Here is a 25,593-nt window from a genome sequence, read left to right as displayed (position 1 = left end):
GTGCCGGCTTCATTTCCCTACCTGGTATTTCCGCATCAGCAGCCGCCCCGCGACGTTCACAAGCCCGTACAGCACGGCGGACATAAGCGCGAGCATGCAGACGCTGACCATGACCAGATTCATCTGGAACACCTGGCCGCCGTAAATGATCAGATAGCCGAGCCCCGCCTTCGACGACAGAAACTCCCCCATGACGACGCCGACCAGTGTGAGGCCGACGTTCACCTTGAGCGTCGCGACGAAGTTCGGAACGCTGGCCGGCAGCATGACCATTGTCAGCATTTGCAGCTTCGTCGCCCCGAACGATTCCATCAGCTTCAGCTTCGTCTGGGCCAGCTCCTTGAACCCGTGCTCGATCATCATAATCGTGACGATGATCGAGATGGCGACCGCCATGCCGTAGACGGAATACCGGTCCCCCAGCCAGATGTAGAAAATCGGACCGAGCGCGACCTTCGGCAGCGCGTTGAGCACGACGACGTATGGCTCGAGCACTTCCGAAGCGTAGGCGGACCACCAGAACAAGACGGCGATCAGCGTTCCCGCGATCATGGACACCGCGATCCCGACGATCGTCTCCAGCCCCGTCGTCCACGTATGCTTCCACAGATCGCCTTGCAGCGCAAGCTCCCGGAACGAGCTTGCCAGCCGGGAAGGCTTGCTCGTCAGCATCGAGTCGACCCACTTCAGGCTCGCGGCAAGCTCCCACAGCGCGAGCAGCGCCGCGAGGAGCACGAACCGCGACAGCTGCACGAATCTCCGCCTGCGCTTCCGTTCCTTGAGATATCGCTTGTAGGGCACAGACGGCCCAGAAGCGTCTGCAGACGGCGCCGAAGCCGGAGGCAGCGCCGACTTCGGACCGGCTTCCGCAGGCGAATCCGTCAAACCTCTAACCGGCAGAGACGACATGGGCCTCAAGCTCCTTCCATATATCGTTGAAGTACGTCTGGAAGCGCCCCACCTCCCTTTTGCGCATCGGAGTCATGGCCGCGCTTCCGCCGCCGGATCGGCCGTCCTTGCCCGCAGCTCCTCCCTCGTCCTCCAGCCGGATCTCGTATACGGACGAGATCGTGCTCGGGCGCTTCGACATGACCATGACGCGATCCGCCATAGAGATGGCTTCCGGAATGTCGTGCGTGACGAGCACCGCCGTCTTGCCCTGTTCCCGGATGATCCGGTGAACCTCGTCCGCCAGGCTGAGCCGGGTTTGGAAGTCGAGCGCGGAGAACGGTTCGTCTAGCAGCAGAATGTCCGGCTCCGCCACGAGCGTGCGGATGAGCGCCACCCGCTGGCGCATGCCGCCGGACAACTGGGAAGGACTGTGGCGCGCGAAGCCCCCCAGTCCGTACCGCTCCATCAATTCGCTCGCCTTCCGCTCCGCCTTCTTCCGGTCCATCCGGCGAATCTCCGCTCCGACGAGCAGATTGCTGTGCACGTCGCGCCATTCGAACAGATGGTCGTGCTGCAGCATATACCCGACCTTCGGAGACGTGCCGGCCACTTCCTGCCCGTCGATCAGCACCTTCCCCTTCGTCGGCTTCAGCATCCCCGAGATGAGGGAGAGCAGCGTGCTCTTGCCGCAGCCGCTCGGCCCCACAATGCTGATGAATTCCCCCGCCCGAACGGAGAGCGACACATCGCGAAGCGCCTCCGTCTCCTGCTTCGGCGTGAAATAGCTCAAGCCGACTTCGCGCATTTCGATCTGTGCGGCCGGCATGCGATCACCCCGCCTGGCCGATCTTGCCCACGAAGCTCATGTCCGCGACGACCGACAGGTCGCTCAGCTTCTCTTCGGGCTTGAGAACGCCGTTCTCGGTCAGCACGTTCTGCAGCGTCTCGAACGATTCCGCCGTCAGCTCCGGCTTCGCCGGCCAAGTATCCTGATCTTTATAGCGACGGATCGATTCCAGAATAATGTCGTCCGGCGTGCCGTCGAAGAACGGCTTCAGCGCCTTGACGATGTCCTCGTCCGAGGCGGTGTTCAGCCATTGCGTCCCTTCGGCCACCGCGTTCACGAACTTCTGGATGACGTCGGGATGCTTCTCGATGTAGTCGGAGGTCGCCACATAGGACGTCTCTGGATACGAGCCGAACGCTTCGCCGAGCGACGCGGCGTAATAGGCCTTGCCTTCCTTGATCAAGGTGGAAGCGACGGGCTCGAACAGCTGGATGAAGTCGCCCTGTCCGCTCGCGAAAGCCCCGGCCATCGCCGTGGAGGCGATATTGGTGACGACGTTCACGCCTTCGATCTTCTCCTTCGCAAGCAGCGAATTCAGCACCATCTGCGGCGAGCTGCCGGGGCGCCAGCCGATCACCGTTTTCCCCTTCAGATCGCTCCATTGGAACGAATCCGCCTTGTCGCGCGACAGCAGGAACGATCCGTCCTTCAACGTCAGTTGATAGAAGGCTTTGAGCTTCTTGTCGCCGTTCTGGTTGTAAATGTAGATGGTCGTCTCCGGACCGATGAGCGAGACGTCCGCGGTTCCCGCAATCAGCGCGGCGGCGCCTTTGTCCGAGCCTTGGGCCGTATTCATGTCTACGGTCAGCCCCTGCTTCTCGAAGAAGCCTTGGGACATCGCGACATAGTGCGGCGCGTAGAAGATCGACCGGATCACCTCGGAAAACCGCACCTTCTCCAGTTCCCGCGGCGTCTCCGAAGCGGAAGGCGACGCGGACCCGGACGGCGAAGCGGCCGGCGGCGAGGATGCCGAATTCGCACCGTTCCCTCCGCAGCTCGCCAAGACGAACATCAGCAAGATCGCCGCCAGCCAACCTGTTAAGCTTCTCGTTTTCACCATACTCGTTCTCCTTCTCCCTTAGAAATGGAAGCCCGCGGCTCGGGCCGGTCCTCCGGCCTGCATCGATCGGCCGTCCCTTTGCCGTATGCGTCCTCCTCGCGTATCCCCGAGCGGAATCGCCGCAACCGCGGCGCCGGCTCGGGGCCAATCGAAGCGCCGGTTCCGGGCGCTCGCGGAGAAGCCGTGCGCGGGAGCGAGCGTAAGAACCGGGTTCGCCTGTTGTCCGGGCTCCCCGACAACCGCTTCGCCGGATTCGCCAAGGTTGTCTCCCGCAGCGCCGGCTCCTCCCGAATCGCCCTTGCCGACTCCGACAGATCGCCCTCGATGTCCCGTCCTTCCACTCCTCCTTCGCCTCAGATTGTTCCCGGCCGCCTTCGCTTCGTCCGGCGCTTCCGTGGTCCGGAACGCGGCCGGGAATGCCGCAGAACGAGATATCTGTTGTATCTTATGACATTCGCGGAGAAACGTCCGGCCCAGGGCGCGTTCGATCGCCGATTTCGACAACGCGGGCCCGGCGGTACGGCGGTTCGCTTGAAAAACAGGCGCCGTATGGTACGATAAGAGATAGAAATTGAGGTGAGCCGGATGGATCCCCGAGTACTGGACCTGATCGATACGGAGCTTGCGCTGCTCGTTCGCCGCGCCACGTCCCTGTCGAACGACAAGAGCTTCGCGAATCTCGACCGATCGGCGTATTTGCTGCTTAATCATATGATCGCCTCCGGGCCGACAGGGGTAAGGGCGCTGGCAGACGAATTCCGCCTGGACATCTCGACCGTCAGCCGGCAGATCGCGGCTCTGGAGCAGAAGGGCTATGTGCTGAGAAGCCCCAATCCCGACGACGGGAGAGCCTACTTCTTCGAAGTGACCGAATCGGGCCGGGCGGAGCATGCGGAGTACAAAAAGATGAGGCAGGCCCGAATCACCGAGAAGATGCAGGGCTGGTCCGACGAGGAACGCCGAACGTTCGGCGATTTGCTCCGCAAATTCAACCGGACGTTAAACCAATAGAGGACGACGCAAAAACAGCCTTCGCCGGCATCTGCCGAACGAAGGCTGTTTAAGTTGTGGCGGATAATGGAGGCGGTCAATGGCCCGCTTCGGCCCGGTCGACGTGCTTCACGTACTTGCCGTTGGCCAGCATGGCGAGCAGACCGACGATGACAAAGCCGGCTCCGACGATAAAAGGAACGTGCGGGTTGTACCATTCGGCCAGCTTGCCCGAGAAATACGGGGCGATGGCGCCGCCGATAAAGCGCACAAAGCTGTAGGCGGCGGAAGCGGTCGGGCGCTCCACCGGCGCCGCGTTCATGACGGCCGTCGTAATGAGCGTGTTGTTGTTCCCGAGCAGGGCGCCCGCGATAATGACGGCGGCGATAATGACCCACTCGCTCGACGTCCAGACGCCCATCGCGATCAGCGTCAAGGCGAACAGCCCGAGCATGCAGGCCATCGACTTGATCGTGCCGAACCGGCGCTGCAGAACGGGGGCCATAAATACCGAGGTGATCGCCAGCAGAATGCCCCAGCCGAGGAACACATAACCGAGCTGGTGGACGTCAAGCCCCATTTTGTCCAGCACGAGCGGCGCGTAGGCCATAATCGTAAAGAAGCCGAAGTTGTAAAAGCAGGCCAGCAAGCCGAGCACCCACAGCGGGCGGTGCTTCAGCGCGCGGAACGGATCGAGCAGCGACGCCTTCTTGCGCGGGGCGTTCGGCGCCGGCGCCTTGGCTGCCGGCATCATGAGCGATAAACCCGCGAATGCGATGACCATTAGACAAGCCACACCGAAAAAGGGTCCTCTCCAGGAGATTGCGCCCAGCTCTCCCCCGAGCAGCGGCCCGACGGAGATGCCGAGTCCGACCGCCGCCTCGTACAGAATGATCGCCTTGGCCACGCCGGACGTGGACAAAGAGACGATGGCGGTCAAGGAGGTGGCCACGAACAGCGCGTTGCCGAGCCCCCACCCGCCGCGCAGGCCGATGAGCGCCCAGATGTTGTTCGAAGCGCCGCCCAGCGCCGAGAACGCGGCGATGAAGACGATGCCGAGCAGCAGCGTCTTCTTCATGCCGAGGCGGGACGTGATCACGCCCGTAATGAGCATCATGACCGCCATGACGGCATTGTAGCTGGTGAACAGCAGCGAGACTTGGCTCGCGGAGGCGTGCATTTGCGCGGCGATCGCCGGCAGAATCGGGTCGACCAGACCCAATCCCATAAAGGCGATAATGCAAGCGAAGCCGACCGCCCATACGCCGCGCGGCTGTTTGAGCAGGCTTGCTTTCGGTGCGGAAGTTGACCATTCCAATTCGGGCGACATGAATGTTTTCGCCTCCCTTATGCAGAATCTACAACAGACTTTTGAACGTTTGCCGGATGACGTTGCCCCGGCTGATGATGCCGACGATTTCGTTCCTCTCGTTGACCACCGGAAGACCGCTGATTCCGTGCGCGATGAATTTCTCGACGACGGAGCGCACCGTGTCGCTCTCTTTCACTTTGTGCACTTGTCTGATCATGACCTCGTGAGCTTTCAACGCGGCGACCTCCGGCCATCAAGTTGTATAATGAAATTACATAATTGTATTATACAATTACATAGCGCAGTGTCAATCTTTCTTTGCCGCGCTCTCTGATCCGCCAGGCCCCCAAAAAAACGACGGCCCAAGCAGAGATCTGCTGAGCCGCCGGCAGGCGCCCTTCTAACGGTTGTCCACTTTCTCCGGATACAGGTCGTGATGGAGCAGGCGATGCTCCGCCATCCGCTCGTATTTGGTGCCGGGCTTCCCCCAGTTGCAGTAGGGATCGATGGAGATGCCGCCTCGCGGCGTGAATTTGCCCCATACTTCGATATAGCGCGGCTCCATCAGCGCGATCAGGTCGTTCATGATGATGTTGATGCAGTCCTCGTGGAAATCGCCGTGATTGCGGAAGCTGAACAAATACAGCTTGAGCGACTTGCTCTCGACCATTTTCCGGTCCGGAATATAGGAGATGTAAAGCGTCGCGAAATCCGGCTGGCCCGTCATCGGGCACAAGCTCGTAAATTCGGGGCAGTTGAATTTGACGAAGTAATCCCGCTCCGGATGCTTGTTCTCGAACGTCTCGAGAATATCGGGCGAATATTGGAAACGGTACTCCGTCCCCCGGTTGCCCAGCAGCGTAACGCCGCTCAGTTCCTCTCGGCTTCTTCCCGCCATGGATCATCCCGTCCTTTTCGATGAAAATTTTGCGTTTGCCGCGTTATACGCCCTTCTTGTTGCCCCATACCCACGTATGGAGCTGAGGCAGCACGTGCACCTTGCGGAATCTCGCATCCGCCATGACCGTTCCGATCAGCCACTCGTAACGCTCCAGCAAGTACGGCAGCAGGCGCGCCGGTTCCGTCTCCCCGAGTCGGCCGTTGCCGGCCTGCAGGTAGAAAGGCGCCGAAGCGTACCGCGCATGGACGGCCGCCGCGTAATCCAGATCCGCCTCGTCGAAGACGACGACCTTCAGGCTGAAGCTGCGGCCCGCGTTCTCCAGCTTCCCGACGATGCCGTCCAGCGCAGCCCAGTCGGTCTCCATGCCGGAGCTGGGCGGTTTGGGGGAGAGCGTCAGCTCGTCGACGCTGCGGAACCATTCCTGCCACTTGCTCCCCTGCGTCTCCAGCGCAACCTCGGCGCCCTGCGCGTGAAGCCGGTCGATCAGCTCCCCGAGCTGCGGCAGCAGCGCCGGATTGCCGCCGGAGAGCGTGACGTGGGCGAACTCGCCGCCCTTCTCCGTCAGCTCCCCGATCACCTCGCCCGCCGTCAGCAGGCGGATGTCGTCTTTGCCGGTTCCGTCCCAGGTGAAGGCGGAATCGCACCAGGCGCAGCGGTAATCGCAGCCGGACGTGCGAACGAACATCGTTTTGCGGCCGATGACCCGGCCCTCGCCCTGCACCGTCGGGCCGAATATTTCGATGACGGGGATGCGCCTCTCGCTCATCGCTCGCTCCCCGCCTTCTTCTTCGGCCGGTACACGACGTAGCTCGTCGGCGTCTCGCGCAGGAACACTTGCACGCAGACGGGCCGGTTCTCGGTTTGATCCAGGTACTCTTGCACAATCTCGTAAATCGTCCGGGCGACGACCTCGGTCGTCGGATACCGCTCCGGATCGTCGTCGCCGAAGCTGGCCGTATCCTCGTTCAGCACGGTATGGTCGAACCGCTCGTGAATGAGCTTCTTGATCGCGGCGAAATTGACGAGAAATCCGGAAGCGTCGAGCGTATCCCCGGCCACCGTCACATTCGCAAAGTACGTATGGCCGTGCATCCGCCGGCAATGACCCGCGTCTTCGGCCGGCACGTAGTGCGCCGCGGCAAACTGCAAGTCCTTGTTCAGCTCGTATTGATACGGATGGGAGACCGTCGGGTAAATTTGCTGCAGCATCAGACCTTCGCCTCCCTGTCCCTGCCCGACGAAGCCAGATAATCGTCCAGCCCTTTCTTGCGGAGCTTGCAGGCCGGGCATTCCCCGCAGCCGTCCGCCACGATGCCGTTATAGCAGGTCAGCGTCCGCCCGCGCACGAATTCGAACGCGCCGAGTTGGTCGGCCAGCGCCCACGTCTGCTCCTTGTTCAGCCACATGAGCGGCGTCTCGACGACGAACGGGTAGTCCATCGCCAGGTTGAGCGTGACGTTCAGCGATTTGACGAACACGTCGCGGCAATCGGGATAACCGCTGAAGTCGGTCTCGCACACCCCCGTGACGATATGGTTCGCCCCGATCTGCTTCGCGAGAACGGCCGCGAAGGTCAGAAAGAGCATGTTGCGTCCGTCGACGAACGTCGTCGGAAGGGCGCCTTCCTTCTGCTCGATGGCGATGTCGTCGCGGGTAAGCGCATTCGGCGCCAACTGGTTCAGCAGCGACATGTCGAGCACATGGTGCCTGACGCCCAGCTCCTTGGCGATATCCGCCGCAACCTCCAGCTCCCGCTTGTGCCGCTGTCCGTAATCGAACGTTACGGCCTCCACTTCGTCGAACCGCTTCAGGGCCCAGAACAGACAGGTCGTGCTGTCCTGGCCGCCGCTGAAGACGACGACCGCTTTACTCTTGTTCATGTCCGTCTCTCCTCTTGAATGCGAAGAGAGAGATCCTTGAAACCGTCCCTAAAGAATTCGGCGCGATGCGGGTGCTCCCGCTTCGCGCCGAACGCCAAGAACGACAGGCTCGCAGGGAGCCGCCGTTCCCGGATAGTTTTTTATAGAGGGAGTTCGCGAACCTCTCCCGGCGGCGCGTCCGAACCGTTAAGGCCGGCGACGCTGCCGGATTTCTTCTTTAGTTGTACGTAAGAACTATAGCACAGCCGAACCCTTTTTAGAATAGGGAGACTCTGGATAGCGGGCGATGGCCGGTCCGCGCAAGTACGCCGCCCGTTTGACCCGAACGGCGGAGAACGGTAAGATGAGAACATTCCACAATCGGGGTGAACATGCAAGATGTCTACGCAGCCTTTCACCGATTCCGCCTCGGCCGATCCGATGGAGCGGACTGGCGATCTGGCTGCTGAGAGCGCAGGGGCAGATCGGTCCGGACGGATTCGCCGCTTATGCCGGAGAAGGGCTTCCTTTTCCGCAGGAGCTGTTCGAGAAGAAGAGGGCGGTATTCGCCTCGCCGGAGATGGAGACGGTCAACCGCTGGCTTATGGACGTCTATTATTATTACTTCCCGGACCTTCCCGCCGTTGCGAACGAGGACAGGCCCGTCTGGGGAGCCGCGCTGCTTGCGCTGATGAAGGAGGCGGGCGGCAACGGGACGCTGCGCTTCGAATACGAGACGCCGGCGCTCACGGAGGCGGCATTGGCGAGAAAAGACTGGCTGGCCCGGGCCGTTCGCCCGGAAGGCGGCTTGGCGTAAACGAAGAAGGACGCTCGCATCCGCGAACCGGATCGAGCGTCCTTCTTGCCTGCAAGCGGCCGATCGCGTCAGCCCCCGCAGCACTTCTTGAATTTCTTGCCGCTTCCGCACGGGCAAGGATCGTTGCGGCCGATTTTGCGGCCGGTGGCGATGTCGATGACGTTGCCCGCCGAGTTCGTCCGCTTCGGCTCTCGGCGTTCCATGCTCGGTCTTGAAGGCAGGGCCGGGGACAGCTCGTTCGGCGTATGCCCCTTCAGCACCCACAGCCTCGTGTTATTGTTGAGCTCCGTCAAATGGCCGACGAACCCTTCCGCGATCTCCCGCTCGGACATGTCGAACCTTTCCTGCAAAAATTCGATCAGCATCGAAGGCGGGTCTCCGTTCTGGATTTGGAAGGTGAGCTCCGCCACGACTTCGTCCGCTTCCTCCTTCGCGACCGAATAATGACCCATGATGAAGTTGACGAACGAACGATAGCTTAAATTCCGGTCGATAAAATCCGGCACGCCCGCTTCCAGCAGCTGCTCCGTCGTGAACGGATAATAAGGAAGCTCGCTCCGGCTGCGGTGCTCCCGCACGATGCCTTCCGGATCGACGACCGCTTCGTCCGCGATGCCATAAGGGCCGATTTGCCATCCTCCCGCAAAGTCCGCCCGACTGCTGACGAAACGGTCGAATTCTTGCGCCGACATCTCGGTTCGATGATGCGGAGCGACCATTTTCCACAGCTCAATCGTGTCAAGCACCCCGTAATAAGCCAGCATTCCCGTCACCAGACGAATCAGTTGCGTATTGGCGCGAATCTTCTGCTTGAGCGCCGGCGAATCGAAGCTCTTGATGCCGGCTTTGATCTCTTGCGGCATGACCAGAACCCGCTTGCCCTGCTGCGTTCCGGGGAACAGCAAGCCCAGGTTCAGAAAGTAAGAGACCTTGTACGGATCGCCGAGAGCGGGAAACGCGTCGCGGCGGTCCGCCGCTTTCTTGACGACCTGATATCTCTCCTCGTCAAACCGCTCCAATATGCCGCCTAGGTATTGGGGAATCAGCTCCGCCAGCTTGTCCGCCAAATCCTGCTTGTTCAGGGAGCTGACGCCTGCGATATTCAGCTCCGTCCGAATGGCCGTCAGCTCCTGCTTCGTCAAGCGCGCGAGCGCATCGGCGAGAGAGAGCGGCGATTCGATCGGCGTCCAGCGCTTGGCTTCCTCCTTCGCGAGCCTCATCTCCTCCAGTTCTTTCGCTTTGCGCATCGATTCGATAAGTTCCATTTGCTCTTTGTCGCTTAGCTTGTTGCTCATCAACTCATCCTATCTCCGTTGTCCGGCCATAATCAGCACATCCTATCATACCGAATGTTCCACGGGCGGGCAACCGTTCGGATCGTATTTCCAGTGACATCCCCGTTCTGCGCCTGATTGCCTGCCGCAATCCGCAAAGCTTCTTCGTCTTCCGAAGACGGCGGAAGCGTTTTGTTTGCAAGCAAAAAAATTGAAAAGGATATTGACAAAATACCCGGGCCGAGATAAAGTTTGTTTGGTGATATTGAGAATCATTATCATTTATAATGGATGATCAGCTCGAATTTTTCACCGAACATTTTCTGGACAACTAATTTAAACAAGAAGGAGATCCCCATGAAAAAACTGCTGCTTCCCCTTATGATTCTGCTTGTAATGGCGCTCGCCGCCTGCGGCAATAACAATACGAACAACGCCGGCAGCTCCGCGTCCGGCTCCCCTGCCGAATCCGCCGCAAGCTCCCCGAGCGGCTCCGCGGCCAGCTCCCCCGCGAATACGTCCGAGAGCGGCGCCCAGACGGGTACGATCACTTATCAATCCGAGAACGGCCCCGTCGAAGTGCCCGCCAATCCGCAGCGCGTCATCGTCCTCTCCTCGTTTGCGGGCGATGTCATGAAGTTCGGCGTCCATCTCGTCGGCGTCGATTCGTGGTCGAAGCTGAATCCCCGCTTCCAGGATCAATTAAAGGATGTTGCGGAAGTGTCCGACGAGGACTTGGAGAAAATTATCGAGCTCAAGCCCGACCTGATCATCGGCCTGTCGAACATCAAAAACGTCGACAAGCTGAAGCAGATCGCCCCCACCGTCACCTATACGTACGGCAAGGTCGATTACCTGACGCAAATTTTGGAAATCGGCAAGCTGCTGAACAAGGAGAAGGAAGCCCAGGCCTGGATCGACGACTTCAAGGCGCGCGCCGAGCAAGCCGGCGAAGAGATCAAGGCGAAGATCGGCGCAGACAAGACGGTCTCGGTCATCGAGAGCTACGAGAAACAGTTGTATGTCTACGGCGACCACTGGGGACGGGGCACGGAAATTTTGTACCAGGCGATGAAGCTGCCCATGCCCGAGAAGGTGAAGGCGATGACCGACAAAGACGGCTATTACGCGCTCTCTTCGGAGGTGCTTCCCGAATACGCGGGCGACTACGTCATCCTCAGCAAGAGCGATGGCTCCGACACTTCCTTCCAGCAGACGGAGACGTACAAGAACCTTCCCGCCGTCAAAGATGGGCATGTGTACGAAGTGAACATGAACGAATTTTATTTTAACGACGCCTTGACGCTCGATTACCAATTGCAATTCTTCATCGATCACTTCCTGGGCCAATAATTCCGATAGGGAGGCGTTCGTCCGCTCGGCGAATTCCTCTCTCTACTCTATAGAAGGAAAGATGAGAGAAGGATGAGCTTAGATAAACGTCGCACTACCTCCTTTGCGTTCCATTTGCTTCTGGGGCTGGCGATCCTGACGGGCATGTTCGCGGCCGCCATGATTTTCGGGGCGGCGGATGATGCGACCGTCCGGGACGTCTGGCTGGCGATCTTCTCCAACGCGTCGGAAGAGAAGATTACGATCGTCCGCGAACTCCGGCTGCCCCGCGAGCTCGCGGCCGTCGTCGTCGGCGCCGCGCTTGCCGTATCCGGCGCCATTATGCAGGGGCTGACGAGAAATCCGCTCGCCGACCCCGGCTTGCTGGGGCTGACGGCCGGCGCCAACGCCGCGCTTGCGTTCGTCATCGCCCTGCTCCCTTCGACCGGCTATTTCGGCAAGACGGTCGCCTGCTTTATCGGCGCCGCCGTCGGCACTTTCCTGGTGCTCGGCATCGGCGCCGTCAAGAAGGGCGGGCTGTCGCCGCTTCGCATCGTGCTGGCCGGAGCCGCCGTGTCCGCCTTCCTCTACGCGACGGCGGAAGGAATCGGCCTCGCCTACAAAGTCACGAAGGACGTGTCCATGTGGACGGCCGGCGCTTTGATCGGCACGACGTGGGGACAGCTTCAGAGCATCTCGCCGGTGATCGGCGCCGGCATCGTCGTCGCCCTCCTTCTCTCCAGGCAGCTGACCATCCTGAGCGTGAACGAAGAAGCCGCCGTCGGGCTCGGGCTGCGGACGGTTTACGTCAAAATCGTGCTGTACGTCGTGGTCATTCTGCTGGCGGGCGCGTCCGTGGCGCTGGTCGGGAATCTGGCGTTTCTGGGGCTGATGGTTCCCCATATCGTGCGCGCCATGTCCGGCACCGATTACCGCTCCGTCCTTCCGCTGTCGGCCGTCTGGGGAGCGGTGTTCATGCTGCTCGCCGATACGCTGGCGCGAACGCTCAACGCTCCGTACGAAACCCCCGTGACGGCGATTATCGCGATGATAGGGCTGCCTTTCTTCCTGTTCATCGTGCGTAAAGGAGTCAAGTCGCTCTCATGATTCATCCGGCTATGGCAACCAAACAGCGGATCGTCCTGCTGGCCCTGCTCTTCCTGACCGTGGCGACGGTCGTCGTCGGCCTGGGACTCGGCGCTTCCTCCGTCTCCTTCGGCCGGATCGTGCCGACCTTTCTCGGCCACGGGACGTTGAAGGAAGAGTTCGTCCTGTTCTCCATTCGTCTGCCCCGAATCGTCATTACGCTGCTCGCCGGCATGGCGCTGGCGCTGTCCGGCGCGATTCTGCAGAGCGTCGCCCGCAACGATTTGGCGGACCCCGGCTTGATCGGCATCAACGCCGGAGCCGGCGTCGCCATCTCGATTTTCTTCTTGTATTTTCCGGTCGAGCCGGGCTCGTTCGTTTATTTGCTGCCGCTCGTCGCCTTCGGAGGCGGCTTCCTGACGGCGGGCCTTATTTATGCGTTCTCGTACAGCAAATCGCAGGGGCTTCAGCCGATCCGCCTCGTGCTTGTCGGCGTCGGCGTGTCCACGGCGTTATCGGGTTCGATGATCGTCATTATCTCGTCGACGGATCGGGAAAAGGTCGATTTTATTGCCAAGTGGCTCAACGGAAGCATCTGGGGAACCGATTGGCCGTTCGTTCTGTCCATTATTCCATGGCTGGCGGTTCTCATTCCGTTCGCCCTGTACAAATCCAATTCGCTCAACCTGCTCTCGCTGCACGAATCGGTCGCGATCGGCTCGGGCGTCGCGGTGAACCGGGAACGGATCGTCCTGCTGCTGACGTCCGTCGCCCTCGCCGCCTCTGCGGTGTCGGTTACCGGCGGCATCTCCTTCGTCGGGCTGATGGCTCCCCATATCGCCAAAGCGTTGGTCGGGCCGCGGCATCAAATGTTCGTGCCGGTGTCCGTGCTGATGGGCGGCTGGCTGCTGCTGCTGGCCGACACGATCGGGCGCAACGTCGGAACCGCGGAGGGCATTCCGGCGGGGATCGTCGTCGCGTTTATCGGGGCGCCGTACTTCGTTTATTTGCTGCTGAGGAAAGTAGCGTAGGAGCTGCGTCGCAGTCGTAAAAGGGACGAGGCTGTCCCGCAAGTAGGCAAAATAGTGCGGTGCAAGGGTTTATCCCTGCACCGCCTTTTTGCGTTCGAAGAACTATTGCCTGTAAGAGCGATTTTCGATCTTACAGGGCATATGCAATCCGCCGCCGTATCGGTGACATTCAGCAACTTTTCAGCGGACGCTCAGGGCACCTTCAGTCGTACATGCTATTCTAGGCGCTAGACGGCAGGAGCGAACGACCATTCAGCATAGTTTCCGTTTCCGCTAAACTCCCATTAAGCTTTCTCTAACTCCCGCTTAAGTTTGGTCACTATGATCGAGGTACATCATATGTCGAAGGGTTGGCGTTATTCTTGACACGCTTATGGCTGTTGCGTTCGTCCTGCTGTTCAACGACCGGGTACTGGGGGCTGCTTCTCGTCTCGATGACGTTTATGATCGTAAGCGGCATTCTGACTTACTTCGGCATGATGGGCGTCTTCGTCATCGTGACCTATTGCCTGGATAGTTACAGCTCCGTGCCGGCCCGTTTCGCGAGCTGGTAGCCGACTTCGGCGGGTTGCGGCTCCTGGCCCTTGGCCAGACGAACTTTCCACCACTTACTCCATATTCTGGCCGTAAAAAATTTCGTCCATTTCCTTCTGCAGCCGCTTGGCGATGTTCTCCTGCTCGTCCTTCCCCAGCTTGTCCTTCGTGTAACTGAACAGATAGTTGTTGAGATCGAACCTGCGCAGCTTGCATTTGGTGTGGAAAATGTGCTCCTGATAGACGTTGACGTCGATCATGTCGTAGGCCGAGACGATTTCCGGCGGTATGTAGTTTTGGATCGAGCTGATGTCGTGGTCAATGAACAGCTTGCGGCCGCTGACGTCCCTCGTGAAGCCGCGGACCCGGTAATCGATCGTCATAATGTCCGCCTCGAACGAGTGGATCAAGTAATGAAGCGCCTTGAGAGGAGAAATCTCGCCGCAGGTGGAGACGTCGATGTCGGCGCGGAACGTTCTGAAGCCCTCGGTCGGGTGGTATTCCGGATAGGTATGAACCGTAATGTGGCTTTTGTCGAGCTGCAGCACCACATTGCCCGGCAATGGACCCGGCGCCGCATCGTCCGTCGGCGCTTCGACGACGGGCCCCTCCGACACGAGGAACGTCACGCTCGCTCCCTGCGGAACGTAATCCTGCTTGGCCGTATTCAGGACGTGGGCGCCGATAATGTCCGCCACCGCGTTCAAAATTTGCGTCAGCCGCTCCGAATTGTACTGCTCATCGACGTAAGCGATGTAGGCCTCGCGTTCCTCGACCGTTTTCGTATAACAAATGTCGTACATATTAAAGCTGAGCGTCTTCGTGAGATTGTTGAAGCCGTGCAGCGTCACGCGCTTCTCCGGCGAATCCGGCATCCCGATTCCTCCCCGCCTCGCTTTTTTTCGCCTTATTTTCCCCTCTTCGGCGTTTCCTGATTCAACCAGCCTTCCGCTCCGGCAAATTTTCTTGCCGCCGGCCGGCCCGCTCGGAACGATTCGGTGATATACTATTCGAAAAAAAGAGAGGGATAGGAAGAGAAACCGACGTGATGAAAAATAACCGCAAAGTTGACCCGTCGTCGTCCGCCAAGGAACGGTTCCCGTTCTCGCTGCTCTGCCTCACGCTCGGCGCTTTCGCCATCGGCATGACCGAGTTCATCATCATGGGGCTGCTGCCGAACGTCGCCCAAGATCTGCACGTCTCGATTCCGCGGGCCGGGATGCTCATTACCGGCTATGCGCTCGGCGTCGCCGTCGGCGCGCCCGTGCTCACCGTTCTGACGCTCCGCGTCCCGCAGAAAAATCTGCTCGTGCTGCTGATGGGCATCTTTATCGCCGGCAACGCGCTGTCCATCGTTGCGCCTACATACCCTCTGCTTCTGGCCGCCCGCATTTTGACGGCGTTCGCCCACGGAACGTTCCTGGGCGTCGGAGCGCTGATCGCCTCCCGCCTCGTCCGGCCGGAGAAGCGAGCGGGTGCCGTCTCGATGGTGCTGGCGGGATTAACCGTCGCCAATATCGTCGGCGTGCCGTTCGGCACGTTCATCGGCCAGCAGCTCGGCTGGCGAGCCTCGTTCGCCGCCATCACGGCGCTGGGCATTGTGTCCCTGCTCGGCATCGTCCGCTTTATTCCGAAGATCGAGCAGGACGAAGCGCCGAAGCTCGCCCGCGAAGTCCGCAGCCTGGTGAAGCCGCAAGTGCTGCTTATGCTGGGGACGGGCGCTTGCGGCTGCGCAAGCTTGTTCGCCCTGTTCACCTACATTACCCCGGTGTTGGAGGAAATCACCGGGTTCGCCGAGCACAACGTCACCTATATTCTCGTCTTGTTCGGAATCGGCGTCACCATCGGCAACTTGATCGGCGGCAAGCTGGCCGACTGGAAGCTGATGCCCTCGGTCATGGGCGGCTTTGTCGTCCTGGCGGCGTTGCTGGCGCTGCTGACCGTCACGCTGCGGAATCCGGCGGCCGCCGTCGCCACCGTGTTCCTCTGGGGAGTCGCCGCCTTCGGCATTATGCCGGGCATTCAGGTTCGCATCATGAACCTGGCGCAGGAAGCGCCGCTGCTCGCCTCCACCTCCACCCACTCCGTGCTGAACATCGGCAATGCCGGCGGAGCTTATCTCGGCGGGTGGACGATCGCCCATATCGGGCTGTCCTCGGTCCCTTGGGGCGCTTCGTGCCTTGCTTTGCTCGGACTGGCCGGCTGCGTCGTCAGCTTCGCGGGCGATCGCAGGGCTCGTCCCCGGTCTGCGGCCGCGGAAGCCTGATTTTGCGAACGGCAAACAACAAGACCCGCTTCGGAGCGTGCCCGGTTCAGGCGCGCGCTGGGCGGGTCTAATTACGAGAGCAAGCTTCCAATCCCGATGACGAAGCCCTCCACCGCGATTAACGCCAGGCATCCGAGGAGGGAAGCCATCGACAGCGCGGCCGATTTCCAATTCGTTACCGCCTTGAGTCCGTAGAAGGCAAAGAGAAAGACGACGATGACGAAACCGAAAACAAAAAGGTGAAGGTTGAACGGGAGCGCCTCCGTGGCGGCGGCCGCAAAGAAACCAAACCAACTTACGAGCGTCAAGACGAACGCCCACAGGTTGAAGCTGCTTTTCACGATACGGATCCCCTTTCCTCACCGCACATTTTACCCACCTTTATTTTGAACGCTGTACAGACGTTTGTCGATAGCCGAGGCCGCACACCCCCAATTTATTTTGTGAGAACATTCACAAACCTATTGCTTTCTTCCCTATTTCGTCATATGATAAGAACATCACAGATTGTGAAATTAATCACAACACATTGAATGATATGTGAAAGTTTTCACATAATCGGAGAAGGGCTCGCCTATGAAAATCGTCGTCATCGGCTGCACCCAGGCCGGCCTGCAAGCTTGTCAATTGTAACGCAAATAGGCCTGCAAAGCCGACTCGATCCCCGGCTCTGCAGGCCCGACTCCCAGTTCCGAAAGGAGAGAAAGTCCGGATGGCGCTTCAACTCGCTTGGCGTACGAAGAGAGTCGTCCTCACCCTCGCGTACCTTACTCTAGCGCTCTGGTGCGTCCTGGAATGGTTGAGCTCCCGCCCTTCCTTCTTCTTGAATCCTCTCGGGTTCGTCGCCTACTTCGGCTCGTTCATCGCCTGTCTGGTGTTCTCGACCGTTCTGTTCCTGCACAGCCCCCGCCATCGCTGGCTGACGGAGGAACGGCTCGCGGGCGCGGCGCTCCTCCTTCCGCTGCTGTGGAACCTGGTCTGACGCGCCTCTCCCGCGCCGGTTACAGGCTCATGCGGTAGATCTGTTCCACGTCTTCCTTCGTCAATTTCTTGAACTGCCCAAGCGGCTCGTAACGGACTGCTTTCGCGGCCATCTCGCCGAGCCGGTCGTCGCCGATGCCGACTTCGGAGAGCGTCGCCGGAGCGCCGATCCGCGTGAAGAAATCGCGGGTCGCCTGGATGCCTGCGAGGGCGATCTCGTCGTCGGTCTTCCCGGTCGGGTCGACGTCCCATACGCGAACGGCGTACTGCACGAACCGCTCGATCCGTTCGCGGTATACATACTTCATCCAGTTCGGGAACACGATCGACAGCCCGGCGCCGTGGGGAATGTCGTAAATCGCGCTCAGCTCGTGTTCGATGCCGTGGCTTGCCCAGTCGTTCGTCACGCCGACGCTGATCATGCCGCCGTTCAGCGCGTACGTTCCGCACAGCATCAGGTTTGCGCGGGCGGCGTAGTCGTCCGGCTTCGCGATGGCGATCGGAGCGTTCTCGATGACCGTGCGAAGAATCGATTCGCACAGACGTTCCTGGAGCGGCGTATCCGCCGTATGGCTGAAATATTGCTCGAACACGTGCGACATCATGTCCACCGAGCCGTATGCCGTCTGGTCGGCCGGAACCGTGAAGGTCAAGGTCGGATCGAGAATGGAGAATTTGGGATACGTATGAATGCTCAAATGGGCCAGCTTCAGATTCTCTTCCCAATGGGTGACGACCGAGCCGCCGTTCATCTCGCTGCCCGTCGCGCTCAGCGTCAGCACCGTGCCGATCGGAAGAGCGGATTGGGCCACCGCTTTGCGAACGTAGAAATCCCAAACGTCGCCCTCGTACGGAACGCCCGCCGCGATCCCTTTGGCCGCGTCGATGACGCTGCCCCCGCCAACGGCCAGAATAAAGCCGATTCCGTTCGCGCGGCAAATGTCAATGCCCTTATGTACCGTCGTCAGGCGCGGATTCGGTTCAACGCCGGGCAGTTCGAAAACCTCGATGTTATGCTCCTTCAACTGTGCGAGAACCTGGTCGTAAAGCCCCGTCCGCTTGATGCTGCCCCCGCCGTAAACGAGCAAAGCCTTGTTCCCGTACGCCGCCGCTTCCTTCCCCAATTGGCTGACCGTTCCTTGACCGAAAATGATTTTGGTCGGATTCTGAAACACAAAATTGTTCATCGTTTATCGTCTCCCCATCCCGCATTTTTTTGTATGCCAGATGCCGCGAGGCTCCTGACTCCGCTGTCCCTTTTAAAGTACTCCTTTTGCCGATTCGAATGCAACTTTTCCGGGTGCGATGCGCAATTGGGCGAAAAAAAAGAACGCTCTCTGGAAGAGACGTTCGACGAAATGCAGATAAGCGGCTTTACCAGACGATCTCCGAGGCGGCCTTGTAACGTTCCCGGAGGCGAATCTCGTCCACCGGGCATTGGTACAGGCGTGCAGCCTCCAGCACGGAGCTTTTGCACTTGCGGTAATCCTCGCCTTGCTGGGCGATTCGCTTCGCGAACTCGGCGATGCTCGCCAGACGCCGCTGCGGGTCGAGCTCCAGAAATTGGGCGTTCAGCTCGTCCAAATATTGCGTGACATAGTTTTCTTCCAGAAAAACCTGCGAGCCCAGCGCCCCTGTCACCGGCCGGAACGCCGGCTCCTTCAGCGTCTGCCTCAGGCAGGCCGCGACGCTCTCCTGGAATTTGCGAACGCCCGCAAGCGTCCGGTCCCAATCGGGGTCCGTCTTCTTTCGATAGAACAGCTTGATAAACCCGTTCAAAGCGATCGAGACGAAGATCAGCTCCGGCCACAAAATCTTCGCTCCGGCCGTCGCGCTCTCTTGCTCGCTCGTCGCCAAAGCCCGCCGCAGCTCGGCGCAAAACCCCATGACGCGAACCCGCGCCGATTCGTATCCCGGATGTTCGCCCTCGTCGCCCGCCAGCGTCTCCAGCATCCGGCTTAATTGTTCCACATCCCGATCGCTGCCGGTGATGCTCGCGCCCGCATAGTTCGGGGTGCTCCTTACTTGTATCATGCGCAATCTCCCTTTTGTTCCGTGTCCGTATCTTTTTATTCTACCATACTTGCGCCGCAAGGCGACTTGTCCATTGTACGACGGACGAAGCGCGGGCGCCAGTCTTCGATTGAGCGTTGCGATCCCGTCTCCCATTATACCCGAAGACGGGACCGTCCAAGCCTGGGTTACGGAACGACGTAAAGACAGCCTCAGAACGGAAGCTGTCTTCTTGTCAGGACGATTTTCGCTGCTGAAGCGACTTCCAGACCGTTTTGTTGCTGTATTGCTTCTCGGCGCCGATGTCCCTTCCGAACCAATAGGGCGGTTCGAACGCATTCGCCTCTTCCTCGGAGCCGAATTCAACCTCCACCACCGTCAGCTCCAGCTGATCGTAAACGTCGATCTCCACCCCGATGCCGTTCCATTCGGCGGCAATCCGGTCCTTCGTCAGCGGCACGGCTCCGAAAGCTTGGAACACCTGCTCGTAAATGGCCTCGGAAATCGAATATTCGATCTCTTCCCGGGTCATGCCGCTTCCCCTTTTGAACGTATGCGTATATTCCCTTCGTCCGGTATCCAGATCGGTAAGCCGGCGAATGCGCAGCTCCTGATTGTCGTCCATCGCCAGATACGTCTGCTCGATTCGGGTTCTCGACCGGACGTCCAGCTCCCCTTTGTTCAGAATGGTTTCCAGCGGCTCCGCCAGCAAAAATTTACGTTCGATCTCCAGTGGCATTTCCGGACTCTCCTCTACCGCAAGTGTCGGCGAATATGATTTAGCTTATTGTACAAAAAGCGACACGCGGCGGCAAATCGGGCGGGACTGAAGGCGAACGGTGCGTGAAGCTAAAAACGCCGCCGCGTCCGGCCCGGGGAATCCCCTTCGCTCCGTTCGCGATGGCGCAGGCTTGATGCCGTTCGATCTATCGTCTGGAAAAGTAGCTGTGAACCGTTTGAGCGCGTTCCTTCTTCCGGCGATCGGCCTCGAACGCTTGGCGAATGTCCGCCCGGATGCGAGTCGAACAGTCCACGCACAGCTTGCCTTGGCGGGTCGGCTCTCCGCACAGATCGCACGAATCCGCCAAGTTCGGGTAATCGTACAACTTGATCCGCCCTTTGCGAATCCACGTCCGGAGTTTCTCCTTCGGAATCGCGGCCAGCTCGGCAACCTCGTCGTTGTTCAAAAAACGGTTGCGCCGCAAATGGCGCTCTATCGTGGCGATCTGCTCATGCTCCTGCATCGAACAGGACGGACAAAGAGGGTAGGCGTTCGGCTGATACAGGTTGCCGCAACCGGGGCAAACTTCCACTTGTAGGCTCAAAGACATATGAACCCCTCCGCGATTCTTAGTTCCTATGAACCGATCATATCACGAGAACAGGCAATAATCACCACTATCCTGTTGGAATCCCGATTATTTTCGCACGGAATAGAGTCCAAAGAACTAGCCGCCCCGACGTCAGCCAACGCTGATAATGAGACCGATCCGAAGGGATGTGTTGCCTTCACCAATCTCCCCTCTCGCTCTCCTCGGCTATGCTCTGAATCTCCTCCGCTCCGATGGCGATGTAGCGATACCCTTCCGTCGCGCTTTTGCGCAGCGCCTTGTCCTTCAGAAACTTCGGGCTCCCCTCTCCCGCTTCCTCATCGTAAACGAGCAGAATGCCGTCCGTCTTCCGCAGCAGCAAGTCGTCCCTGGCCTTGAGCTGCCAAGGCCCGCTATAAGGCTGCTTGCTGACGCAAGCGTAATAATCGACGCCCAGGAGCAGTTCCCGGTATTGCTGCTGCCGTTCTTCGTTCCATTTCTCCTCCGGGTTGGCGTAGGCCGCGAGGATGGACAGCTTCAAGTGCGGATACTGCCGTTTCAGCTCGATGACCGTCTCGCAAGCCCACCAATCGACGCCGTACTGGCCCGGAGTGACGACCCATTCCAGCCCTTCTTCGATGAGCGGGACGAGCCTTGCGGCAATCGCCTTGCGGATGTAGGCGATCCCTGGGTGCTTGCGATTGAATATGCCTAGTTCGTGGGCCCGATAGCCCGTAACGAGAAGAGTCTTCATAGACACTAGCATAACGCGAAAAGGCGGCGGAAGCCAATCCCCGCTGGACTATAGGATACCGGCCGCCCGAACAAGCGCTCCGCGGCGTCCTGCAAATCCCTGGCGGCCTGGATCGTCATCAGCGTGCCCACGACAAGCGTCGCGATTCCGCCTTTGCTTCCATTAGCGATGTCAATGTCGTACCTCCCGGCATTAATTATGGAACGCTCTAACGAACCCAGCAGTCGTTATTTGTGGAAAAAAGCGCTTTCTCGGCATGCTAACGAACCGACGGATCGTTATGGGACGGATTTTCCTCGAACGGGGCCGCTCTTCAAGCGGAATAGCGTTATCTCAGTTCGTTACGTTCCCGCAACGGGCTTTTGCTCGTGAATAAGGGGGCTGAGGTTCGTTAGAAACGCCAACAACCCCGGCCCGGATCCATCCGGGTCGGGGTTGCTCCCTCATCACACCATGATCTTGCAAATATCGTTCGTGAATTCGACCGGGTCCTGAATCGGCAAGCCCTCGATCAGAAGCGCCTGGTTGTACAGCAGGTTCGTGTACAGCTTGAGCTTCTCCTTGTCGTTCGCATGGGCGGCCTTCAGCGCCTGGAACACCTCGTGGTTCACGTTGATCTCCAGCACCTTGTCCGCCTGGATGTTCTGGCTGTCCGGCATGGAGCGGAGCACCTTCTCCATCTCGATCGACAGCTCGCCCTCGGCGGACAAGCAGACCGGGTGCGAGCGCAGACGCTTGGACGCCTTGACCTTCTTCACCTTGCCGCTCAGCAGCTCCTGCATCGCCTCGAACAAGTCTTTGTTCTCTTTCTCTTCCGCTTCGTTCTTGGCGCTCTCGTCCGGCTCGATGCCCAGGTCGCCGCTCGAGACCGACTTGAATTCCTTGTCCTTGTACTTCATGAGCATCTTGATCGCGAACTCGTCGATATCGTCCGTGAAGTACAAAATTTCGTAGCCCTTGTCGGCGACAAGCTCCGTCTGCGGAAGCTTCTCGATGCGTTCGATCGACTCGCCGGTAGCGTAGTAAATATACTTCTGTTCTTCCGGCATCCGCGAGACGTATTCGTCCAGCGACACCAGCTTCTTCTCCTTGGACGAATAGAACAGCAGGAGGTCCTGCAGCGTATCCTTGTTCGCTCCGTAGTCGCTGTAGACGCCGTATTTGAGCTGCCGGCCGAACGACTTGTAGAATTTCTCGTATTTCTCCCGGTCATCCTTGAGCATGCTCTGGAGCTCGCTCTTGATCCGGCTCTTGATATGCTTCGCGATCTGGCTCAGCTGCCGGTCGTGCTGCAACATTTCCCGAGAAATGTTCAGCGACAGATCCTCCGAATCGACCATCCCCTTGACGAAGCTGAAATAGTCGGGCAGCAGATCCGCGCACTTGTTCATGATCAAGACGCCGTTGGAATACAGCTCAAGCCCTTTCTCGTATTCCTTCGTATAGTAATCGAACGGCGTCGTCTCGGGAATGAACAGAATCGCCCGGTACACGACGGAGCCGTCGGCGTTGATATGAATATGCTTCAGCGGCTTGTCGAAGCCGTAGTGCTTCTCGTTGTAGAAATTCTCGTAATCTTCCGCCGTCAGCTCATTGCGGTTTTTCCGCCAGATCGGCACCATGCTGTTGATGGTTTCTTCTTCCTTGTACGTCTCGAATTCGTTCTCTGCGCCTTCCTTGGGCCGATGCTTCGTGACGTCCATCTTGATCGGATAGCGGATGAAGTCGGAATATTTCTTGACGATCGCCCGCAGCCGGTACTCTTCCAAATACTCGTCGTAACGGTCGTCTTCCGTGTTCTCTTTGATTTTCAGAATAATGTCGGTGCCGACTTCGGCCTTCTCGGCCGGCGTAATCGTGTAGCCGTCCGCGCCCTGGGACTCCCATTTGTAGGCCTCGTCGTTGCCCAGCGCCTTGCTGACGACGGTTACCTTGTCCGCCACCATGAACGCGGAGTAGAAGCCGACGCCGAATTGGCCGATAATGTTGTGCCCGTCCTTCGCTTCGTTCTCTTGCTTGAACGCGAGAGAGCCGCTCTTGGCGATGACGCCCAGGTGATTGTCGAGGTCCTCCTTCGTCATCCCGATGCCCGTATCGGAGATCGTCAGCGTGCGCGACTCCTTGTCCGCGGTAATTTTAATGTAGTAGCTGTCCTTGTCGAAAACGAGCTTATCGTCAGTCAACGCCTTGTAATAAATTTTGTCGATGGCGTCGCTGGCGTTGGAGATCAGTTCCCGGAGGAAAATTTCTTTCTGCGTATAAATGGAGTTGATCATCATCTCCAGCAAACGCTTGGATTCCGCTTTGAATTGCTTCTTGGCCATGAAAGGTTCTCCTCTTTCAAGAAAGTAGGTTATCGATCGGACGCTCGCACACTTTAGCACTCTCCCTCATCGAGTGCTAATCACTTTCTATATAACACATTCCAATTTTCCATGTCAATATGCCGGATTCCGGCAGGCACAACGAAAAAGCCTTCTCCATAAACGGAAAAAGCCTTTTGTCGAAACCGTTCGGTCGGAACCTTAGCCCTTGATCCCCGAATTCAAGTTGATGGATTGAAGGAAGTGCTTCTGCGCGAAGAAGAACAAGAGGAACGTCGGAATCATCGCCAGGATCGCCGAGCCCATGAGCTGCCCGATCATCCGGTAGTTGCCGTAAATGTCTTGCAAGAGAAGCAGCCCGGCGGTAACCGGCATTTTATCGACATCGGTATAGACGATAACCGGCCAGAGGAAATCATTCCACGACCCGACGAACGAAAACAGGCCGCAGACAATGAGCACGGGCTTAATGAGCGGCAGGATGACCGAGGCGTAGATTCGGAAGTCGCCGGCGCCGTCGACGCGGGCCGATTCGTCCAGCTCGTTCGGAATCCCCTTCATAAACTGTCTGACCAAGAAGATATTGCCCATTCCCGCCAAGCCGGGAATGATCATCGCCCAAGCGGTGTTCACCCAGCCGAGCGCATCGATAATTTTATAAGAAGGAATGAGATTGACGACGCCCGGAAAAAAGGAAATGCCCAGCAAGGTGAAAAACAAAGTGTCCCTGCCTTTGAAGTTCATGCGCGAATAGCCGTATCCCGTAATGGAGATGACTACAATGACGAGAAACGTGTGCGTGACGGCAATAAACAAAGAGTTCCCCAACCAGCGCAAAATCGGCGCCGTAGACGTATTCTGCAAAATGTTCGTGTAGTTGTCGAAGATCCACTGGGCGGGCAACAGCCGGAAACCGGAAGTGACGACTTCGGACTCGGAGCGGAACGAGGTGGCAATGCCGAACAGGACCGGAACGGCCCAAACGATGCAGAGAGCGATCAAAAACAGATAGGCCAAATATTGCGATACGCTTATTCTTTTCAACATGCTGCCGCACCTACCCTTTCGTTTCCATTAAGAAGCATTCCGGTTCATGACGTAATATTGCAGCGCCGAGATGACCAAAATGACCAAGCCCAGCAATACCGCCATCGCCGACGCCATTCCGGCAATCGATTCCCCGCTGCCGAAGGCCAATTGGCGAATGTCCATCATCAACACTTGCGTGCTTTGGCGAGGACCGCCCTTGGTCATCATGAGCGGCTGCGCGAAGACGTTGAAGGAAGCGGCGGTTGTCATGACAAACGTATAGATTAGCGGAAAACGAATGGACGGCAGCGTCACGCTGATAAATTTCCGCAACGGACCCGCGCCGTCGATGGCCGCAGCTTCGTACAAATCCTGCGCGACGCCGTTAATCGAAGCGCGGTAGATGATCATATTGCCGCCGACGCCTCCCCATACCGAGAGGACTAGAATGATGATCCAGGCGTACGGCTGATTGGCCGGCCAAGCGACGGTCGACCCGAACACGTTGCCCGTAATGCCCAATTGCTTGTTAAAGATCAGCAGCCAGATGAGCGCCGCCGCGGATACGGATATTAATCCCGGAATATAAAGGATCGATTGGATGACGCCTTTGAATTTCACTTTCTTATGCTCCAGCGCAACGGCGATGAGCAACGGAATGACAATTAATAAAGGAACGCTGAGCACGACGAAAATGAACGTGTTCTTCAGACCGTTCAGAAATTGAGTATGGAAGGTGGACCCGCTGTCGAACAGGATCGTTTTATAGTTGTCCAGGCCGGCCCAGACCGGATTGTTCATCAGATTCCAATGCGTGAACGAAGCGTATATCCCGAATATCGTCGGCAAAAAAATGAAGACGGCAAATAAAATCAGATGGGGACCGACAAACAAATAGAGGGTGAAAACTTTCTTGTTCATAGCCTTCGTTTCTCCTTTTGGCAAAAGTAATGTGCCATGAAATGACACATTACTTTTGGCC

General features: G+C 58.6%; 29 protein-coding genes and 1 riboswitch. Of the genes, 8 read left to right on the top strand and 21 right to left on the bottom strand.

The annotated features are described in order from the left end of the window. Positions 1–9 precede the first annotated feature (9 nt). The 4 genes from G485_RS0108780 to G485_RS0108765 are packed head-to-tail and all read right to left on the bottom strand — an operon-like array spanning position 10 to position 3,139. Positions 10–909, bottom strand: a complete 900-nt coding sequence (locus G485_RS0108780; RefSeq protein ID WP_051318122.1) for an ABC transporter permease — start codon at positions 907–909, stop codon at positions 10–12. Further along, positions 890–1,717, bottom strand: coding sequence for an ABC transporter ATP-binding protein (locus tag G485_RS0108775; protein ID WP_027092259.1), 828 nt, complete (start codon positions 1,715–1,717; stop codon positions 890–892). The genes G485_RS0108780 and G485_RS0108775 overlap by 20 nt, the downstream gene beginning before the upstream one ends. Before the next feature lie 4 nt (positions 1,718–1,721). Continuing rightward, on the bottom strand, positions 1,722–2,798 hold the full coding sequence (locus G485_RS0108770; protein ID WP_051318121.1) for an ABC transporter substrate-binding protein: 1,077 nt from the start codon (positions 2,796–2,798) through the stop codon (positions 1,722–1,724). Next, positions 2,792–3,139, bottom strand: coding sequence for a hypothetical protein (locus G485_RS0108765; protein WP_027092257.1), 348 nt, complete (start codon positions 3,137–3,139; stop codon positions 2,792–2,794). Before G485_RS0108765 ends, G485_RS0108770 begins: the two co-directional genes overlap by 7 nt. 244 nt (positions 3,140–3,383) lie before the next feature. Between G485_RS0108765 and G485_RS0108760 the strand changes: the two genes are divergently transcribed. Then, positions 3,384–3,809 carry a MarR family winged helix-turn-helix transcriptional regulator gene (locus G485_RS0108760; RefSeq protein WP_027092256.1) on the top strand — a complete coding sequence of 142 codons (426 nt, stop codon included), beginning with the start codon at positions 3,384–3,386 and terminating at the stop codon, positions 3,807–3,809. Positions 3,810–3,885: 76 nt separating this feature from the next. On the opposite strand, the gene G485_RS0108755 is transcribed toward G485_RS0108760, so the two are convergent. From G485_RS0108755 to queC, 6 genes are all read right to left on the bottom strand, one after another. Next, entirely contained in the window at positions 3,886–5,118 is a 1,233-nt protein-coding gene (locus G485_RS0108755) for an MFS transporter (RefSeq protein WP_027092255.1), read from the bottom strand. A gap of 28 nt (positions 5,119–5,146) precedes the next feature. Then, on the bottom strand, positions 5,147–5,335 hold the full coding sequence (locus G485_RS0108750; RefSeq protein WP_027092254.1) for a CBS domain-containing protein: 189 nt from the start codon (positions 5,333–5,335) through the stop codon (positions 5,147–5,149). Between the two features lie 165 nt (positions 5,336–5,500). Beyond that, the gene (gene queF, locus G485_RS0108745; protein WP_027092253.1) at positions 5,501–5,998 is read right to left on the bottom strand and encodes a preQ(1) synthase; all 498 of its coding nucleotides are present in this window, start codon (positions 5,996–5,998) and stop codon (positions 5,501–5,503) included. Between the two features lie 43 nt (positions 5,999–6,041). Continuing rightward, a complete protein-coding gene (gene queE, locus G485_RS0108740; RefSeq protein WP_027092252.1) occupies positions 6,042–6,767 on the bottom strand; it encodes a 7-carboxy-7-deazaguanine synthase QueE in 726 nt (241 codons plus the stop codon). Beyond that, positions 6,764–7,210: a 6-pyruvoyl trahydropterin synthase family protein gene (locus G485_RS0108735; protein ID WP_027092251.1), complete on the bottom strand. Its 447-nt coding sequence runs from the start codon at positions 7,208–7,210 to the stop codon at positions 6,764–6,766. Before G485_RS0108735 ends, queE begins: the two co-directional genes overlap by 4 nt. Continuing rightward, positions 7,210–7,881 carry a 7-cyano-7-deazaguanine synthase QueC gene (gene queC, locus G485_RS0108730; protein WP_027092250.1) on the bottom strand — a complete coding sequence of 224 codons (672 nt, stop codon included), beginning with the start codon at positions 7,879–7,881 and terminating at the stop codon, positions 7,210–7,212. The genes G485_RS0108735 and queC overlap by 1 nt, the downstream gene beginning before the upstream one ends. Positions 7,882–8,007: 126 nt before the next feature. Beyond that, positions 8,008–8,051: riboswitch (PreQ1 riboswitch) on the bottom strand. 173 nt (positions 8,052–8,224) lie between these two features. Between queC and G485_RS0108725 the strand changes: the two genes are divergently transcribed. Beyond that, the gene (locus G485_RS0108725) at positions 8,225–8,677 is read left to right on the top strand and encodes a hypothetical protein (RefSeq protein ID WP_156922208.1); all 453 of its coding nucleotides are present in this window, start codon (positions 8,225–8,227) and stop codon (positions 8,675–8,677) included. Positions 8,678–8,745: 68 nt separating this feature from the next. Here the strand turns inward: G485_RS0108725 and G485_RS0108720 are convergent, their stop codons facing one another. Further along, positions 8,746–9,972: an SEC-C metal-binding domain-containing protein gene (locus tag G485_RS0108720; protein WP_027092248.1), complete on the bottom strand. Its 1,227-nt coding sequence runs from the start codon at positions 9,970–9,972 to the stop codon at positions 8,746–8,748. A gap of 336 nt (positions 9,973–10,308) precedes the next feature. Here G485_RS0108720 and G485_RS0108710 point away from each other — a divergent pair, with 336 nt between their 5' ends. From G485_RS0108710 to G485_RS29790, 4 genes are all read left to right on the top strand, one after another. Further along, entirely contained in the window at positions 10,309–11,304 is a 996-nt protein-coding gene (locus G485_RS0108710; protein WP_027092247.1) for an iron-hydroxamate ABC transporter substrate-binding protein, read from the top strand. Positions 11,305–11,376: 72 nt separating this feature from the next. Beyond that, a complete protein-coding gene (locus tag G485_RS0108705; RefSeq protein WP_027092246.1) occupies positions 11,377–12,390 on the top strand; it encodes a FecCD family ABC transporter permease in 1,014 nt (337 codons plus the stop codon). Continuing rightward, positions 12,390–13,400 (top strand): FecCD family ABC transporter permease, encoded by a 1,011-nt coding sequence (locus G485_RS0108700; RefSeq protein ID WP_205620133.1) that lies wholly within the window; start codon positions 12,390–12,392, stop codon positions 13,398–13,400. The genes G485_RS0108705 and G485_RS0108700 overlap by 1 nt, the downstream gene beginning before the upstream one ends. 362 nt (positions 13,401–13,762) lie before the next feature. After that, positions 13,763–13,954 carry a hypothetical protein gene (locus tag G485_RS29790; protein WP_156922206.1) on the top strand — a complete coding sequence of 64 codons (192 nt, stop codon included), beginning with the start codon at positions 13,763–13,765 and terminating at the stop codon, positions 13,952–13,954. A gap of 54 nt (positions 13,955–14,008) precedes the next feature. Here G485_RS29790 and speD read toward each other — a convergent pair whose 3' ends face one another. Beyond that, the gene (gene speD / locus G485_RS0108690; RefSeq protein WP_027092244.1) at positions 14,009–14,809 is read right to left on the bottom strand and encodes an adenosylmethionine decarboxylase; all 801 of its coding nucleotides are present in this window, start codon (positions 14,807–14,809) and stop codon (positions 14,009–14,011) included. A gap of 173 nt (positions 14,810–14,982) precedes the next feature. On the opposite strand from speD, the gene G485_RS0108685 reads away from it, so the two are divergent. After that, positions 14,983–16,200: an MFS transporter gene (locus G485_RS0108685; RefSeq protein ID WP_027092243.1), complete on the top strand. Its 1,218-nt coding sequence runs from the start codon at positions 14,983–14,985 to the stop codon at positions 16,198–16,200. 71 nt (positions 16,201–16,271) lie between these two features. Here G485_RS0108685 and G485_RS0108680 read toward each other — a convergent pair whose 3' ends face one another. Beyond that, entirely contained in the window at positions 16,272–16,541 is a 270-nt protein-coding gene (locus G485_RS0108680) for a hypothetical protein (protein WP_027092242.1), read from the bottom strand. Between the two features lie 371 nt (positions 16,542–16,912). Between G485_RS0108680 and G485_RS0108675 the strand changes: the two genes are divergently transcribed. Further along, the gene (locus G485_RS0108675) at positions 16,913–17,182 is read left to right on the top strand and encodes a hypothetical protein (protein ID WP_027092241.1); all 270 of its coding nucleotides are present in this window, start codon (positions 16,913–16,915) and stop codon (positions 17,180–17,182) included. A gap of 19 nt (positions 17,183–17,201) precedes the next feature. Here the strand turns inward: G485_RS0108675 and G485_RS0108670 are convergent, their stop codons facing one another. The 8 genes from G485_RS0108670 to G485_RS0108635 form a co-directional block, all read right to left on the bottom strand. Then, complete coding sequence (locus G485_RS0108670) at positions 17,202–18,368, bottom strand: iron-containing alcohol dehydrogenase (RefSeq protein WP_027092240.1); 1,167 nt, start codon at positions 18,366–18,368, stop codon at positions 17,202–17,204. A 187-nt stretch (positions 18,369–18,555) separates the two neighbouring features. Beyond that, on the bottom strand, positions 18,556–19,215 hold the full coding sequence (locus G485_RS0108665; protein ID WP_027092239.1) for a DUF6904 family protein: 660 nt from the start codon (positions 19,213–19,215) through the stop codon (positions 18,556–18,558). 214 nt (positions 19,216–19,429) lie between these two features. Beyond that, positions 19,430–19,933, bottom strand: a complete 504-nt coding sequence (locus G485_RS0108660) for a CYTH domain-containing protein (protein WP_027092238.1) — start codon at positions 19,931–19,933, stop codon at positions 19,430–19,432. 187 nt (positions 19,934–20,120) lie between these two features. Further along, positions 20,121–20,525, bottom strand: coding sequence for a hypothetical protein (locus G485_RS25680; RefSeq protein ID WP_156922204.1), 405 nt, complete (start codon positions 20,523–20,525; stop codon positions 20,121–20,123). 178 nt (positions 20,526–20,703) lie between these two features. Further along, positions 20,704–21,258: an SLOG family protein gene (locus G485_RS0108650; protein WP_027092237.1), complete on the bottom strand. Its 555-nt coding sequence runs from the start codon at positions 21,256–21,258 to the stop codon at positions 20,704–20,706. Between the two features lie 446 nt (positions 21,259–21,704). Next, the gene (gene htpG, locus G485_RS0108645; protein WP_027092236.1) at positions 21,705–23,582 is read right to left on the bottom strand and encodes a molecular chaperone HtpG; all 1,878 of its coding nucleotides are present in this window, start codon (positions 23,580–23,582) and stop codon (positions 21,705–21,707) included. A 201-nt stretch (positions 23,583–23,783) separates the two neighbouring features. Beyond that, positions 23,784–24,629, bottom strand: a complete 846-nt coding sequence (locus G485_RS0108640) for a carbohydrate ABC transporter permease (protein ID WP_027092235.1) — start codon at positions 24,627–24,629, stop codon at positions 23,784–23,786. A 27-nt stretch (positions 24,630–24,656) separates the two neighbouring features. Continuing rightward, complete coding sequence (locus tag G485_RS0108635) at positions 24,657–25,532, bottom strand: carbohydrate ABC transporter permease (RefSeq protein ID WP_027092234.1); 876 nt, start codon at positions 25,530–25,532, stop codon at positions 24,657–24,659. Positions 25,533–25,593 lie beyond the last annotated feature (61 nt).

The sequence above is a fragment of the Cohnella thermotolerans DSM 17683 genome (genome assembly GCF_000429825.1).
Lineage (GTDB): Bacteria > Bacillota > Bacilli > Paenibacillales > Paenibacillaceae > Cohnella > Cohnella thermotolerans.
This window is presented reverse-complemented; position numbering and strand designations above follow the sequence as displayed.